We start from the raw sequence: 13,392 nt of genomic DNA, 5'->3' as shown, positions 1-13,392 counted from the left end.
TAACCATGGTCATCAACGCTGGCATCAGGGTTGTGCCCTAGTGGTGAGGTCTGTGATGACATCCTCCCGCCCTCCCCAGCACCATGGTGCGCCGTTCCTCTCCCGCCTTGCCCGTGATACCGGCGGCAATGTCGCGGTGATGCTGGCGGCAGCGCTGTTTCCCCTGCTGGCCCTGATCGGGGGCGGCGTGGACATGGGGCGCGGCTATCTGGCGCAGGTGCGGTTGCAGCAGGCCTGCGATGCCGGCGTGCTGGCGGCGCGGCAAAGGCTGGGCGCCAGCGCTGTGGTGGACAATTCCGTACCCAGCGATGTGGCCAGCACGGGACAGCGCTTCTTCAACATCAATTTTCGCGACGGTACCTACGGCACGAAAAGCCGCAAGTTCTCCATGACGCTGGAGAATGATTACGCAATTTCGGGCAAGGCATCGGTGGACGTTCCCACCACGCTGATGAAGGTGTTCGGCCATTCCAAGATGGACATTTCCGTCGATTGCGAGGCGGTCCTCAATTTCAGCAATCTGGATGTGATGATGGTGGTCGATACCACAGGCTCCATGCGGCACACCAATCCGGGAGACAGCCTGTCACGTCTTGACTCGCTCAAGCAGACCATCCGCAACTTTCACGCCCAGGTAGAAGGCGGCAAGGCGCCCAGCACCCAGGTCCGATACGGTTTCGTGCCCTACGCCACCAATGTGAACGTCGGCCACCTGCTGAAGGATGACTGGGTAGTAAACGAGTGGACCTATCAGGGGCGCGAAAAAACCGGGGTTCTCATTCCCAATGGATCGGCCGGGGTGACCTACAACCGGAACTGGACATCTGTCGGCGGAAGCCGCACCCCTTGGACTACGGTCAGTACCTACAAAGCGAGTTTCAACTTTTTCGGGTTTTTGGACGGATCCAGCTATGAATGCAACGGCAGCCAACCCGAAAACACCTGGACATATACCGATACCAATAACGGCCTTCCCTATACCCAGCTTCAGGAAAGTCCCCCCGCAGTTCTGTATATTCAAGGCAAAAGGCGGGTTCAGAACGGAACGCGCTATCGCACGGTCAGGAACGGCACGACCTGCGAAGTACAGTCGGCCAGCGATACGAATTACATACAGACATTCGAGGAAGTGACCGAAGTTCCGGCCTTCGACAACACGCAGTGGCTCTACGGACCGATCACGCGCAGCGTCAGCAATTGGCGCACTGAAACCGAAGGATGCATCGAGGAACGCGATACCTACCAGATCGCGGATTACGACAATGTCGATTTCAGCCGTGCGCTGGATCTCGATATCGATCTGGTGCCCAGCGCCGGCAACCCCTCCACCCAGTGGCGCCCGCGCTATCCTGAGGAAATCTACGTGCGTAAAATCAAGCACGACGACAGCGGAGTTTTCGAAACGAAAAAAGTGCGCACGATCGACGAGTATGTCGATACTGGCACCTGGTGGTTCTCCGACTGTCCGGCGCGCGCGCAGAAGTTGCAGGAAATGAGCAGCGATGAGCTGAATAACTACCTCGACACGCTCGAACCCTTCGGCGCGACCTATCACGATATCGGCATGATCTGGGGTGGACGCCTGCTGTCGCCCACGGGCATCTTTGCCGGTGAAAACGCCGATCCTGACGGCCAGCAACGTGCGCGCCACATGATCTGGCTGACCGACGGGCAGACCGAACCCTATGACCTTGCCTATGGTGTTTACGGCGTAGACGGGCTGGACCGGCGCCGCTGGGATCCCGACACCTCCAGCGATACATTGGCGCAGGTGGTGGAAAACCGTTTTGGCGTCGCATGCGAGCAGGTGAAGAACCGCAACATCACAGTGTGGGTGGTGGCATTCGGCACGGGCCTCACCGATTTGATGACACAATGCGCAGGCCCCGGCCGATCCTTCGAGGCATCGAATGCCGAAGAGTTGAACGATGCCTTCGAAGCCATCGCCCGCGCAATGAGCGAATTGCGGATCACCCAGTGATGCGCTGCACCCTCCCCTCCCTTTGGCTCACCTCCCTTTGGCATGACGAGCGCGGCGTTACCGTGACGGAATTCGCCTTGATCGCCCCTGCCCTCGCGCTGACGCTGATGGGCCTCTTCGATCTGTCGTACAATATGTATGCAAAGAACATCATCGAAGGCGCGGTGCTGAGTGCCGCTCGCGATTCGACCACCGAGGCTTTCGTGAACAATCCCGCCGCGCTGGATAAGCGCGTTAAATCAATGGTGCACGATGTGGTGCCCGGCGCCACCATGGTCTTCAAGCGCAGCGCCTACACGAATTACACCGATGTGGGGCAGGCTGAGGAGTTTACAGACACCAATGGCGACGGCGCGTGCAACAACAACGAGGTGTTCGTTGATGTGAACGGCAATGGCCACTGGGATTCCGACCGCTCGCAAAACAACAGCAGCGGTGCGCGCGATGCGGTGTTGTATGAAGTGTCCGCGACATATGATCGCGCCTTCCCCCTCGCCCGCCTGATCAATCTGGATCAGGATGTCACGGTGAAGGCCAAAACGCTGCTGCGCAACCAGCCCTTCCGTTTGCAGGAAAACAAAGTGGTGACGAGGAATTGCGTATGATCGCCCGCCTTGCCGCACGTTTACGCCGCGATACCGCCGGGGTCGCGATGACGGAATTCGCGCTCGTATTCCCTTTCCTGTTATCGGTGGGCCTGATGGGCTTGGAAGTTTCCAACCGCGTGCTGGTGCAGATGAAGGTGACGCAGCTGGCCAATCTGATTGCGGACAATGCATCGCGCATAGGCGATCAATCAATGCTGGAAAATCGCAAGATTTATGAGGCGGACATCAACGATCTGTTTTTCGGCGCCCATCTTCAGGGGGGCGAAGCCATCGATCTGTTCGAACACGGCCGCGTGATCCTCAGCAGCCTGGAAGTTGTGCCCGGCACGGCGGATCAGCAGTACATCCACTGGCAACGCTGCGTGGGCATGAAGAACCACACGAGCTCCTATGGCCTGACAGGGGACGGCAAAAGCGCGAATGATTTTCCCGGCATGGGGCCTGCCGGCGAAGAGGTTATCGCTTTTGAAGATGATGCCGTCATGTTCGTAGAGATTAGCTACGATTATCAGGCGATTATTGGTGAGCCCTTCGCCTTTGGGTCCGGCACGGTGAATGCCGTTGCCAGCTTCTCCGTGCGCGCTGACCGGGATCTGTCGAAGGTATATCAGCCCACATCGGGCCCTGCCGATCCGGTTGCAGCCTGCGACGCATATCAGGGTATCAGCTACACCACGGCCAGCTGATACGGCCACCTTCAGCAAGGCAGCCGTATCTGCATGTTGGCTTATTCGGAGTAGGTGACCTTCTTGCAGGCCGCCACGACGCGGTCCTTGTCAATCAGAGCCAGCTTTTCCAGATTCGCGGCATAAGGCAGCGGCACATCCTCGTTACACACGCGCAGCACCGGTGCATCGAGGTTGTCAAAGCCCTGCTCCATGCAAACCGCGACAACTTCGGAAGCGATGGAACAGGTGGGCCATCCCTCTTCGGCAATCACCACGCGATTGGTTTTCGCCAGGCTTTCAAGAATGGTTTCGGTATCCAGCGGACGCAGCGTGCGAAGATCGATCACCTCGGCATCGATGCCCTGCTCTGCCAATTCCTTTGCCGCCTCCAGCGCAACGCCCACGGCGATTGAGTAAGACACGATCGTCACATCGCTACCCTCACGCATGATCCGCGCCTTGCCGATCGGCAGGACGTGATCGTCCAACTGGGCAACCTCAAAATTCTGGCCATAGACCAGTTCGTTTTCCAGGAAGACCACCGGATCGTCACTGCGGATGGCGGCTTTCAGCAAACCCTTGGCATCCGATGCGTCATAAGGCGCAATCACAATGAGGCCCGGTACGCTGGCATACCAGGGGCCATAGTTCTGGCTGTGCTGCGCGCCCACGCGGCTGGCCGCGCCGTTCGGGCCACGGAACACGACCGGGCAACGCATCTGGCCGCCCGACATGTAATTGGTCTTCGCAGCAGAATTGATAATGTGATCAATGGCTTGCATGGCGAAGTTGAACGTCATGAACTCAACCACAGGGCGCAGGCCGCCCATCGCGGCGCCCGTGCCGATGCCGGCAAAACCATATTCGGTGATCGGCGTATCGATCACGCGCTTGGGACCGAATTCGTCCAGCAGGCCCTGCGTAACCTTGTAGGCGCCCTGATACTCGGCGACTTCTTCGCCCATCACGAAGATGCGATCGTCCAACCGCATTTCCTCGGCCATGGCATCGCGCAAGGCTTCGCGGACGGTCAGCTTCACCATATTGGTGCCAGCGGGGATTTCCGGATCGTCTGCGCGCGGTTTGGCAGCGGGCTTGTCGATATCCAGCGGGTTGCCTTCGCGGCCCACGTCCTTGCCCTCACCGGGCACGTCTTCAACCTCATCAGACGCCGCAGACGCATCATCCGCAGAGGCATCACCAGAAGGCGCTTCGATATCGGAAGCGTCCTCACCCTCAGCCGCCAGAATGGCGATGACGGTGCCGACTTTCACTTCTTCCGTACCTTCGGCCACCAGGATCTTGCCAACGGTGCCTTCGTCGATGGATTCGAATTCCATCGTGGCCTTGTCCGTCTCGATCTCGGCCAGAACGTCACCGGCGGAAACCGTGTCACCTTCCTTCACCATCCATTTGGCCAGCGTGCCCTCTTCCATGGTGGGCGAAAGGGCGGGCATCTTGAGTTCGATTGGCATGCCTCAGTACTCCCCTACCAGAACATCGGTGTAGAGTTCGCCTGGCTCCGGCTCGGGAGAGCTTTCTGCAAAATCGGCTGCCTCGGAAACGGTGGCGCGAATGCCCTTGTCGATCTCTTTCAACTTGTCCTCTGCAACACCGTTTTCAGCCAGAAGCTTTTTCATGCGTTCGATGGGGTCGTTATGCTCGCGCTGGTCCTGCACCTCTTCACGCGTGCGATATTTTGCCGGGTCCGACATGGAATGGCCGCGATAGCGGTATGTGTTGCACTCCATCAGCACCGGGCCGTTGCCTTCGCGCACATGGGCAAAGGCGATCTCTGCCGCTTGGCGCACTTCCAGCACATCCATGCCGTTCACTTCCATTCCGGGAATACGAAATGCCGTGCCGCGGCGATAGAATTCGGTTTCTGCGCTGGAGCGTTTCACCGCGGTGCCCATGGCGTATTGATTGTTCTCCACGACGAAAACGATTGGCAGGTTCCACAGGGCGGCCATGTTCATGGTTTCGTAAACCTGGCCCTGGTTGGCCGCGCCATCACCGAAATAGGCAAGGCACAGGCCGCCGTCTTCATTGTATTTGTGAGCAAAGGCCAGGCCGCCGCCCAACGATACCTGCGCGCCCACGATGCCGTGCCCGCCATAGAACTTATGCTCCGTGCTGAACATGTGCATGGAGCCGCCCTTGCCCTTGGAAATGCCTGCAGCCCGGCCCGTCAATTCGGCCATAATTACTTTGGGATCAATGCCATAGGCCAGCATGTGGCCATGATCTCTATACCCGGTGATCACGCTGTCGCGATCATTATCCAGCGCGCTTTGCAAGCCGATGGCGACGGCTTCCTGGCCGATATACAGGTGACAGAAACCACCGATCAGGCCCAGCCCGTAAAGCTGTCCGGCCTTTTCCTCGAACCGGCGGATCAGCAGCATCTGCTCGTAAAAATGCATCAACTGCTCTTGGCTGGCCTCAAAGCGTTTCTGCTTGTCCAGCGATTCCTGCAACGTCCTCAGCGCGAAGTTTTCTTCGCTATCCGGATTTTCTGATGCAGCGCTGGGTGCTGGAGCTTTGTTGCTTTTTCCGTTCCCGGAAGCGGAGGCTTTGGCCAAGTTGCAATCCCCTGGTTCGCGCCATTTATTGGCGCCGGTTGTTCATAACCAAAGTCTATAAGCGCGCTTGCGTTCCACTGGCAACGCCGCACCTCAGAAAATAACCTATCTGGTGAAAATTGTTTTGGCCGCGTGCCAAAAGCAGCATTTGCTACTCAATCGGCTCCAGCTCGACAACGTATTCGTCAGGATGAACCACGTTCAGATTGCCGCGAACCAGTTCGGATGCAAAATCCGGATCGACATTGTTCGGGTCCAGCAGCGCAACACGGTTTTCCAGCTCAGCGCCGCGTTCCTGCAACTGAGCAATGCGCTTTTCATGATCGCTCAGGCGAGACGCCTGCTCCCCCCAGGTAAGAAGGCCAGACGGACCGATCAGCGCAAGCCCGCCCACCAGCATCAGGACAAGCAATGCGGCAGCGTTCATGACGCGCTCTCTGACTATATCCTTGCGGGGCCGGTTCATGGGTCAGCTTGAATCACAAACACCTCACGGATTCAAGCGTGTTGTGCCGGAACTTGCGGATTGTTTGACGAATTGATTGCATATTGCGCACGGCCGTAAATCAGGTTACATATGAAACTATGACTGATCTCTTTGAAAATCCAATCGGCCTTGATGGCTTTGAATTTGTCGAATTCTGCGCTCCTGAAAAAGGCAAGATAGAACCTGTGTTCAGGGCGATGGGCTTTAAGCATGTCGCCTCGCACCGGTCCAAGGATGTGCAGCTTTGGCGGCAGGGCCAGATCAACCTAATCCTGAATTACGAACCGCGCAGCGCCGCCTGGTTCTTCGCCCGCGAACACGGCGCATCTGCTTGTGGCATGGGCTTCCGTGTGAAGAATGCCGCAAAGGCGTATGAGGAATTGCTGTCACGCGGCGCAGAACCGGTCGAAGTCGAGACGGGCCCGATGGAACTGCGTATCCCCGCCATTCGCGGCATCGGCGGCGCGATTGTCTACCTGATCGATCGCTATGCGGATGAAGACGGTAATGGCCTCTCGATATACGACATCGATTTCGAATATCTCGACGGTGTCGACCCCCACCCTGCCGGTGCCGGCTTCGACGTGATCGATCACCTGACGCACAACGTATACGGCGGACGGATGGCCTATTGGGCCGATTACTACGAAACGCTGTTCAACTTCCGCGAAATCCGTTTCTTCGACATCAAGGGCGAATATACGGGGCTGACATCGAAGGCCCTTACTGCGCCCGACGGCAAGATCCGCATCCCTTTGAACGAGGAAGGCGAAGGCGGGAAAGGTCAGATCGAGGAGTTCCTGCGCGAATTCAACGGTGAAGGTATCCAGCATATCGCACTGATTTGCGACGATCTTCTCACCGCTTGGGACAGGTTGAGAGAGTTCGGCGTGCCCTTCATGACAGCGCCGCCGGAAACCTATTACGAGATGCTGGACGAACGCCTCCCCGATCATGGCGAAGACGTGGACCAGTTGAAAATGCGCGGCATCCTGCTGGACGGCACTACCGAAGGCGGCTCCCCTCGCCTGCTGCTGCAGATTTTTGCAGAGGCGCAGGTTGGGCCGGTGTTCTTCGAATTTATTCAGCGCAAGGGTGATGAAGGGTTCGGCGAAGGAAACTTCAAGGCCCTGTTCGAAAGCATGGAGCGGGACCAGATTCGGCGCGGCGTGCTGGAGGCCAGCGACGCCAAAAGCGTTTAGGGACGCCGGGGGATAAGCGCGGCAAGTGCTTGCGATGGTTCGCAACCCCCTTGCGCCGTGACGCCTTCCGCGCCATCACAACGGCTGACGAGAGGAGTTTCCCCACACCATGATCGCGTTTCGCGCCCACAAGACCACTTTGTCCATCACGGCCGCCAGCCTTTCCCTGGCGCTGCTTTCCAGCCCGGCTGCGGCGCAGGTGGACGATGCTATCGTGCTCAATATCCTGCGCAACTGCGCCCAGATTGACGATGCGACTGCGCGCCTTGCCTGTTATGACAACAACATCCGTGCAGCAGGCGGACAAGCGCGCAGCGCGGTGCCGGGCGAAATGCCTGCGCCGCAGGCTGGCCGCGGCGCTCCTCTCTCAAATTCTGGTCCATCGGGTTTCGGTAGCGAAAATGTCCGTACCGCGGATCGCTTCGAAGCGCCCGCCGGCCAGATTGACGAACTGCGCGCCCGCGTGCGCGCCGTGTCAGAGCGGCAGCGCGGTGTTTATCTTTTCACGCTGGATGACGGTGCGCAGTGGGTGTTCACGGAAAGCGTGCCCTTTGCCTATCGGCCGCCCAAACCCGGCGATCAGGTGGAAATCGATCGCGCCGCTCTCGGCAGTTTCCTGATGACTTACGATAGCCAGCGGTCCGTGAGGGTAGAACGCGTCAGGTAACAAGAGGGGCTGGCGAGCATGGGCTCGCCGCCCTTCCCTCCGGCAACCTCAGCTTCTGCCCTGTTCCAGTTCGTCGAACGTGCGCTCGCGTTCCAGCTGCACAACAGCATTGCGGCGAACCTTTTCGAAGGTGCCGGCAAATTGATCGCGCTCCGGCACGGAAAGCGGCGCAGTCAGGAACGCGCCGCGTTGGCGGCTCGCTTCCTGAATGATCTCGATCAGGCGCTGCCCCTCCTCCGTCGGCCGGAACCTGCCGTGACGCCGACCGGGCTTTCCGCTGCGTTCCACCAGGCCACGTTCCACCAGGGCGGAAACCGTACGGCCTGCCTGGCTGTGATCACGGTCCAGCCGTGACACCAGCGTGTTCCAGTCGATCGGGGTATCAAGAGCGATCTCGTTCAACACCCATGTTTCGAAATTAGATAGGTTTGTCAGTCGCTTGAAGGTCAAAGCTCCACTGCGACTGATGTAGGCCGAAAGCGTCATCAGGGGCGCCAGAATACGGCTGCGCTCTATGACGATCGGCGAACCGGCATCGGGATCGTAATCCGGATCCATCTTGAACGGGTTCAAGGATTTCACGTCGTTCTGATTGAGAGAGCGTTCCTGCTCGTACAGCATGACGGCGCGGCGCAGCAGCTTCTCGATCACTGCGAAGAAAGCCGCCAGCTCCTCATCGCCGATATCGAAGGTGAGCTCTCGATTGCGCAGTTCTGCAAGCCGCAGCAACCTGTCCGCCAGATTGGTGCCCTTGCGCGTCAGGCTTACTGGCGCGCGGATCTGATCGCGCTCCACCATCTTCAGCTCCAGCAGGCGTTTGACAGATCGGCTGACCTGCGCCTTGTCCACTCCGACAGAGCCAGAGATATCGGCAGGAACCAGCGCACCCTGGCTTCGCAGCAGGAACAGGATGCGGCGGTCCAGCTCCACCAGTTCCATTTCGCGGGCGTAGGAAAGCTCCGCGCTCTCGCGGACCTTGTATAGCAATTGCCAAAGTTCCTGCTGGATAACGGATGTGGCTTCCGCATCGCCCTTGCGATGGGTTTCCGTTTCGGGGGCCAGACCGTTGAGAATAATGGCTATTCGCGTGTCGAACTCTGGGGGGACTTCATTGCCTGTGCCAGTCACGCCGTCGGCGCTGCGCGCACCACTTGCGAAAGCCTCCATGATCCGCAGCGCCTCTTCAGCCATCGGGCCCATCAGATGGACGAGATCTTCGTAATCGCTGGAGGATGTCTTCACGCCCGCGCCATCTGCATAGACAGATTTCGCATGTTCAGACAGCAGGCTGCGCCATTGCGGGATTTCGCCCGACTTGCCTTTCATCATTTTCCCCTCGCGGGCCTTGTTCATATTGTTTCGTATTCTGCCGCGTAAAATTGTCCCATAGGTAAGTTTTTCGGATTTGAACAGCGGGCCTTACCATATGCCTCCGAACAACACGCGAGAGACATGTTCAATCATCATTTTCCTGCGCCACGGACACGATCAACATTGGACAATAACCATGATCTTGAAATGCGATGCATGACTGCAACACTTTATTGCGCGATAACGCGGTGAGACGCGAAAATACGTCGTAAACGTCTGAATTCGCGAGTTATTAAAATTTCACGAATGTGAAGGATAACGTTGATTCCCCAACAATTTTGGGGATATCTCCCCGTTTTTCCCCGAACGGCGCGCGAACCGCATTCCGGCATACTAGACATAATCAACAAGCGGGAATATGCCTCGAAGCCGGTAAGTACCAGACTGAATCAATTTCTGGACGACCGGGGGAGGGAGTTTGCATGTATTTAGCGCAACTTAGCGCGCTTGGCGGACCGGTTAAGCCGGAACGCTTGCCTGCGTCTCCAGCGCCCGTTTCATTCCATCAGACACGCCATTTCCGCGCGATCACACCGGCAATCAAAACGCTTGCCGCAGATCGACGCGGGCAATTTCGTGTGACGATGACTACTGGGGGGCGCAATCCGCTGCCTCGCCATCACTGTGAAGGGAGCACAAAGTGAAAACCTTTAACAACAAGCAGTTCTTCAGGGCTGCACTGCTGGCCGGAGGGGCCAGCACCATTCTTTTCGCCGCACCGGCCATGGCGCAGGATGCCACCGTCGGCGATGATTCTCAGGTTGGCGAGGAAAGCGTTCCGCAAGAACGTATCGTGGTCACCGGCTCGCGCATTGCGACGCAGGATTACAGCTCGAACAGCCCGATCGTGACCGTGGACGAAGGACTGCTGAAACAGTCCGCCACCGCGGCCATCGAATCCAACCTCAACAAGCTGCCGCAGTTCGTTCCGGCGCAGACCCCGACGCAGGGCCAGGACATTCAGCCAACGGCGACCAACACGCCTGGCGCTGCCACGATCTCGCTGCGCGGCATTGGCACCAACCGTAACCTCGTGCTGATCGACGGTCGTCGCGCAACGCCAGGCAACGCATCGTTGACGGTGGATATTAATACCATCCCCGCAGCCGCAGTACAGCGCATCGAAACCATCTCGGGCGGTGCCTCGGCAGTTTATGGCGCCGACGCCGTGGCTGGTGTGACCAACTTTGTCCTGAAGGACAATTTTGAAGGCCTCGAACTCGATGCTCAGGTGGGAATCACGCAGGAAGGCGACAATTTCGAATACCAGCTCTCCGGCATCATGGGCACCGACTTTGCCGATGGCCGCGGCAACGTGTCACTGGCAATGGCGCTTAACACGCGTGAAGCCAACTTCCAGCGTGATCGTGACTGGTATACCGATCTCTATTCCGATCCGAACATCGGTGGTGGGCAGTTCTTCATCCCGGCACCGGGCATCAACTTCGGCTTCGGTCCGAACCAGCCCGATTACGGCACCGTGTTTCCCGGCGGCCCCAATGGCCTTCCCGGTGTGACGGTTTTCGTGAATCCGGAAAGCGGCAATGCCTTCACCACCGGTGCAAACGGAACGCCCTCCAACTTCGGCAATGGCGCCTTCGATCTGCCGCTCGACGGCCTGCCCTTCAAGCAGACGATCAACGGAGCGATCAGCTCGAACAACACCAGCCTATATTTGATCCTGCCGCTTACGCGTTACAATGCGTTTGCCCGCGGTAACTATGAGATCAATGATTGGGTCGGCGTGTTCGGTCAGGCATTGTTCGCCCACACCGAAACCTTCACCCGTAACGAGCCGTCACCGGCCGTGGGTGGCTGGACCGTGAACATCGATCCCACGCAGCTCGATCCGGGTGAACTTCCGGCCGACCTGCAGACGCTGCTCGACAGCCGTCCGGACCCCGATGCGCCGTTCCAGTTCCAGTCGCTGCTGTTCGATGATCGTGAAACCTTCACCGATGTCACGACTTACAATCTGACGGCAGGCCTTGAAGGCTACATCCCCGGCACCTCGCTGGCTTGGGAAACCTTCGTCAGCCATGGCATCTCGTCAACCTATGCCAAGCAGACCGGCGTGAACTCGCTGACCCGTTTCCAGACAGTGCTCAGCGCGCCCAACTTCGGTCGCGGCTTCTCCGCTACGGGTAACCAGGGACCGCCCAACTTCGGTTTCGGTGCTTCCAGCGCGACCTGTACTTCGGGCCTCAATCTCTACAATCCGCCTGAAGGCGGGTTTTCGGAAGATTGCCTTGAAGCCATTCGTGCCGACCTGAAGAACCGTTCTGAAGTGACGCAGACCATCGCTGAAGCCAACATCTCGGGCGGACTGTTCGAACTGTGGGCCGGTGAAGTCGGCGCGGCAATCGGTGCCAGCTATCGCGAGGTGCAGTTCGAGTTCGACAACGACACGCTCACCACACAGGGCCGCTCGTTCCTCGATCAGGCGCAGGGCATCTATCCCAGCGGCAATGTCGATGCACAGTATGATGTGCACGAGATATATGGTGAGCTACTGATCCCGCTGGTTCGTGACGTTCCGTTCATCCAGCAGTTCAACCTGGAACTCGGCGGTCGTATTTCCGACTATTCGACGACGGGCACCAGCTACACCTACAAGATCCTGGGTGACTGGGAGGTAACCGACTGGCTGCGTTTCCGCGGCGGCTACAACCGTGCAGAACGTGCGCCGAACATCGGTGAATTGTTCCTGCAGGCGCAGCAGACATTTGGCGGCAACACCGTGGGCGATCCCTGCTCGCTGGCAAACCCACTGGACTTCTCGGCCAACCAGCCGGGTGACCAGTTTGCCGGTGGCACGGCCAATGGTGCGAAGGTCGAAGCGATCTGCCGTATCCAGATGGAAGCCAGCGGCAATCCCGATGCGGATGAACAGTACTATTCGGGCGTGCAGAGCAGCGCGACGGGTGGCTTTGCCTTCCCGACCAGTGTCGGCAACCCGAACCTGGTTCCGGAAAAGGCCGATACCTGGACGGTTGGTGCAGTGGTTCAGCCGAACTTCGGAGGCTCGATCTCTCGTGCCCGTCTGACGGTGGATTACTACAAGATCAGCGTGGACGATGCGATCGGTCTGCAGACTGTGGGTATTGCCCTGCGGTCCTGCTATGATCCGCTGCTGAACCCCGCTTTCGGTGGCTCACCTCAGGAAGTGGCGAATTCGCAGTTCTGTCAGCTCGTGCCGCGTAATGCGACCGGTGCTCTTGGCAATGTGCAGCGCACCTATGTGAACAACGGTTCGTTCGATCTTTCGGGTATCGACGTTGCTTTGGATCTCGCTCTCGAAGCCGGTCCGGGTACCGTGAACCTGAATGTTCTGGGCACCTACGCCATTGAGTTCAAATCGACGGCGCTGACCGGTATCCTCGATCAGGTCGATTATGTCGGCACGCTGGGCACCGGAGAGAATGGCCTGAACGGTGGCAATTACGAGTATCGCGTATTCACGACGCTCGGCTACAACTGGGGTCCGGCTTATCTCGGCATCCAGTGGCAGCACCTGCCCTCAATCGAGGATGCGACGGAAGCTCTGATCGGTGCTCCGACGCCGACCACGGGCTATCCGAGCTACAACCTGTTCAACCTGAACGGTTCCTATGCTGTGAATGAAACGATCAACTTCCGTTTCGGCGTGGATAACCTCCTGAATGAGCGTCCGCCGCTCGGCGAGGTTAACACCGCAGCCGATCCGGCCCTTGGTCAGCTTTCGGGTGGTAGCTACAACAACCTGTATTACGACACCAACGGGCGTCGTTTCTACTTCGGTGCGAACTTCCGCTTCTGATTGCGGAAATTCGAACCAGCCTAA

At 58.4% G+C, this 13,392-nt stretch carries 10 protein-coding genes; 6 read left to right on the top strand and 4 right to left on the bottom strand.

The annotated features are described in order from the left end of the window. Nucleotides 1-55 precede the first annotated feature (55 nt). From GRF63_RS08540 to GRF63_RS08530, 3 genes are read left to right on the top strand one after another with little or no spacing between them, the layout of a single operon-like run. Nucleotides 56-1,981: a TadE/TadG family type IV pilus assembly protein gene (locus tag GRF63_RS08540; RefSeq protein ID WP_160485609.1), complete on the top strand. Its 1,926-nt coding sequence runs from the start codon at nt 56-58 to the stop codon at nt 1,979-1,981. Continuing rightward, entirely contained in the window at nt 1,981-2,586 is a 606-nt protein-coding gene (locus GRF63_RS08535; protein ID WP_160485608.1) for a TadE/TadG family type IV pilus assembly protein, read from the top strand. The genes GRF63_RS08540 and GRF63_RS08535 overlap by 1 nt, the downstream gene beginning before the upstream one ends. Then, complete coding sequence (locus tag GRF63_RS08530) at nt 2,583-3,275, top strand: TadE/TadG family type IV pilus assembly protein (RefSeq protein WP_160485607.1); 693 nt, start codon at nt 2,583-2,585, stop codon at nt 3,273-3,275. Before GRF63_RS08535 ends, GRF63_RS08530 begins: the two co-directional genes overlap by 4 nt. A gap of 41 nt (nt 3,276-3,316) precedes the next feature. Here GRF63_RS08530 and GRF63_RS08525 read toward each other — a convergent pair whose 3' ends face one another. From GRF63_RS08525 to GRF63_RS08515, 3 genes are all read right to left on the bottom strand, one after another. Then, complete coding sequence (locus GRF63_RS08525; protein ID WP_160485606.1) at nt 3,317-4,732, bottom strand: pyruvate dehydrogenase complex E1 component subunit beta; 1,416 nt, start codon at nt 4,730-4,732, stop codon at nt 3,317-3,319. A 3-nt stretch (nt 4,733-4,735) separates the two neighbouring features. Beyond that, the gene (pdhA, locus tag GRF63_RS08520; RefSeq protein ID WP_160485605.1) at nt 4,736-5,842 is read right to left on the bottom strand and encodes a pyruvate dehydrogenase (acetyl-transferring) E1 component subunit alpha; all 1,107 of its coding nucleotides are present in this window, start codon (nt 5,840-5,842) and stop codon (nt 4,736-4,738) included. A gap of 151 nt (nt 5,843-5,993) precedes the next feature. Continuing rightward, a complete protein-coding gene (locus tag GRF63_RS08515) occupies nt 5,994-6,269 on the bottom strand; it encodes an FtsB family cell division protein (RefSeq protein ID WP_237392392.1) in 276 nt (91 codons plus the stop codon). A 158-nt stretch (nt 6,270-6,427) separates the two neighbouring features. Here GRF63_RS08515 and hppD point away from each other — a divergent pair, with 158 nt between their 5' ends. Together hppD and GRF63_RS08505 are read left to right on the top strand one after the other, a co-directional pair. Then, on the top strand, nt 6,428-7,531 hold the full coding sequence (gene hppD / locus GRF63_RS08510) for a 4-hydroxyphenylpyruvate dioxygenase (RefSeq protein WP_160485603.1): 1,104 nt from the start codon (nt 6,428-6,430) through the stop codon (nt 7,529-7,531). Between the two features lie 109 nt (nt 7,532-7,640). Further along, nucleotides 7,641-8,198: a hypothetical protein gene (locus GRF63_RS08505; protein ID WP_160485602.1), complete on the top strand. Its 558-nt coding sequence runs from the start codon at nt 7,641-7,643 to the stop codon at nt 8,196-8,198. A 48-nt stretch (nt 8,199-8,246) separates the two neighbouring features. Here the strand turns inward: GRF63_RS08505 and GRF63_RS08500 are convergent, their stop codons facing one another. Further along, entirely contained in the window at nt 8,247-9,527 is a 1,281-nt protein-coding gene (locus GRF63_RS08500; RefSeq protein ID WP_160485601.1) for a MarR family winged helix-turn-helix transcriptional regulator, read from the bottom strand. A gap of 682 nt (nt 9,528-10,209) precedes the next feature. On the opposite strand from GRF63_RS08500, the gene GRF63_RS08495 reads away from it, so the two are divergent. Next, the gene (locus GRF63_RS08495; protein WP_337189641.1) at nt 10,210-13,368 is read left to right on the top strand and encodes a TonB-dependent receptor domain-containing protein; all 3,159 of its coding nucleotides are present in this window, start codon (nt 10,210-10,212) and stop codon (nt 13,366-13,368) included. The last annotated feature ends 24 nt before the right edge of the window (nt 13,369-13,392 follow it).

The organism is Aurantiacibacter rhizosphaerae, from assembly GCF_009807005.1.
In the GTDB taxonomy this organism is placed as follows: Bacteria; Pseudomonadota; Alphaproteobacteria; order Sphingomonadales; family Sphingomonadaceae; genus Alteraurantiacibacter; species Alteraurantiacibacter rhizosphaerae.
The sequence above is the reverse complement of the archived record's forward strand: the minus strand, read 5'-3'. Positions and strand labels throughout refer to the sequence as shown.

Coding starts and splice junctions, on each gene's coding strand:
- GRF63_RS08530 (WP_160485607.1), top strand. CDS start 2,583: ATGATCGCCCGCCTTGCCGCACGTTTACGCCGCGATACCGCCGGGGTC.
- GRF63_RS08515 (WP_237392392.1), bottom strand. CDS start 6,269: ATGAACGCTGCCGCATTGCTTGTCCTGATGCTGGTGGGCGGGCTTGCG.
- GRF63_RS08535 (WP_160485608.1), top strand. CDS start 1,981: ATGCGCTGCACCCTCCCCTCCCTTTGGCTCACCTCCCTTTGGCATGAC.
- GRF63_RS08505 (WP_160485602.1), top strand. CDS start 7,641: ATGATCGCGTTTCGCGCCCACAAGACCACTTTGTCCATCACGGCCGCC.
- GRF63_RS08540 (WP_160485609.1), top strand. CDS start 56: ATGACATCCTCCCGCCCTCCCCAGCACCATGGTGCGCCGTTCCTCTCC.
- GRF63_RS08500 (WP_160485601.1), bottom strand. CDS start 9,527: ATGATGAAAGGCAAGTCGGGCGAAATCCCGCAATGGCGCAGCCTGCTG.
- hppD (WP_160485603.1), top strand. CDS start 6,428: ATGACTGATCTCTTTGAAAATCCAATCGGCCTTGATGGCTTTGAATTT.
- GRF63_RS08525 (WP_160485606.1), bottom strand. CDS start 4,732: ATGCCAATCGAACTCAAGATGCCCGCCCTTTCGCCCACCATGGAAGAG.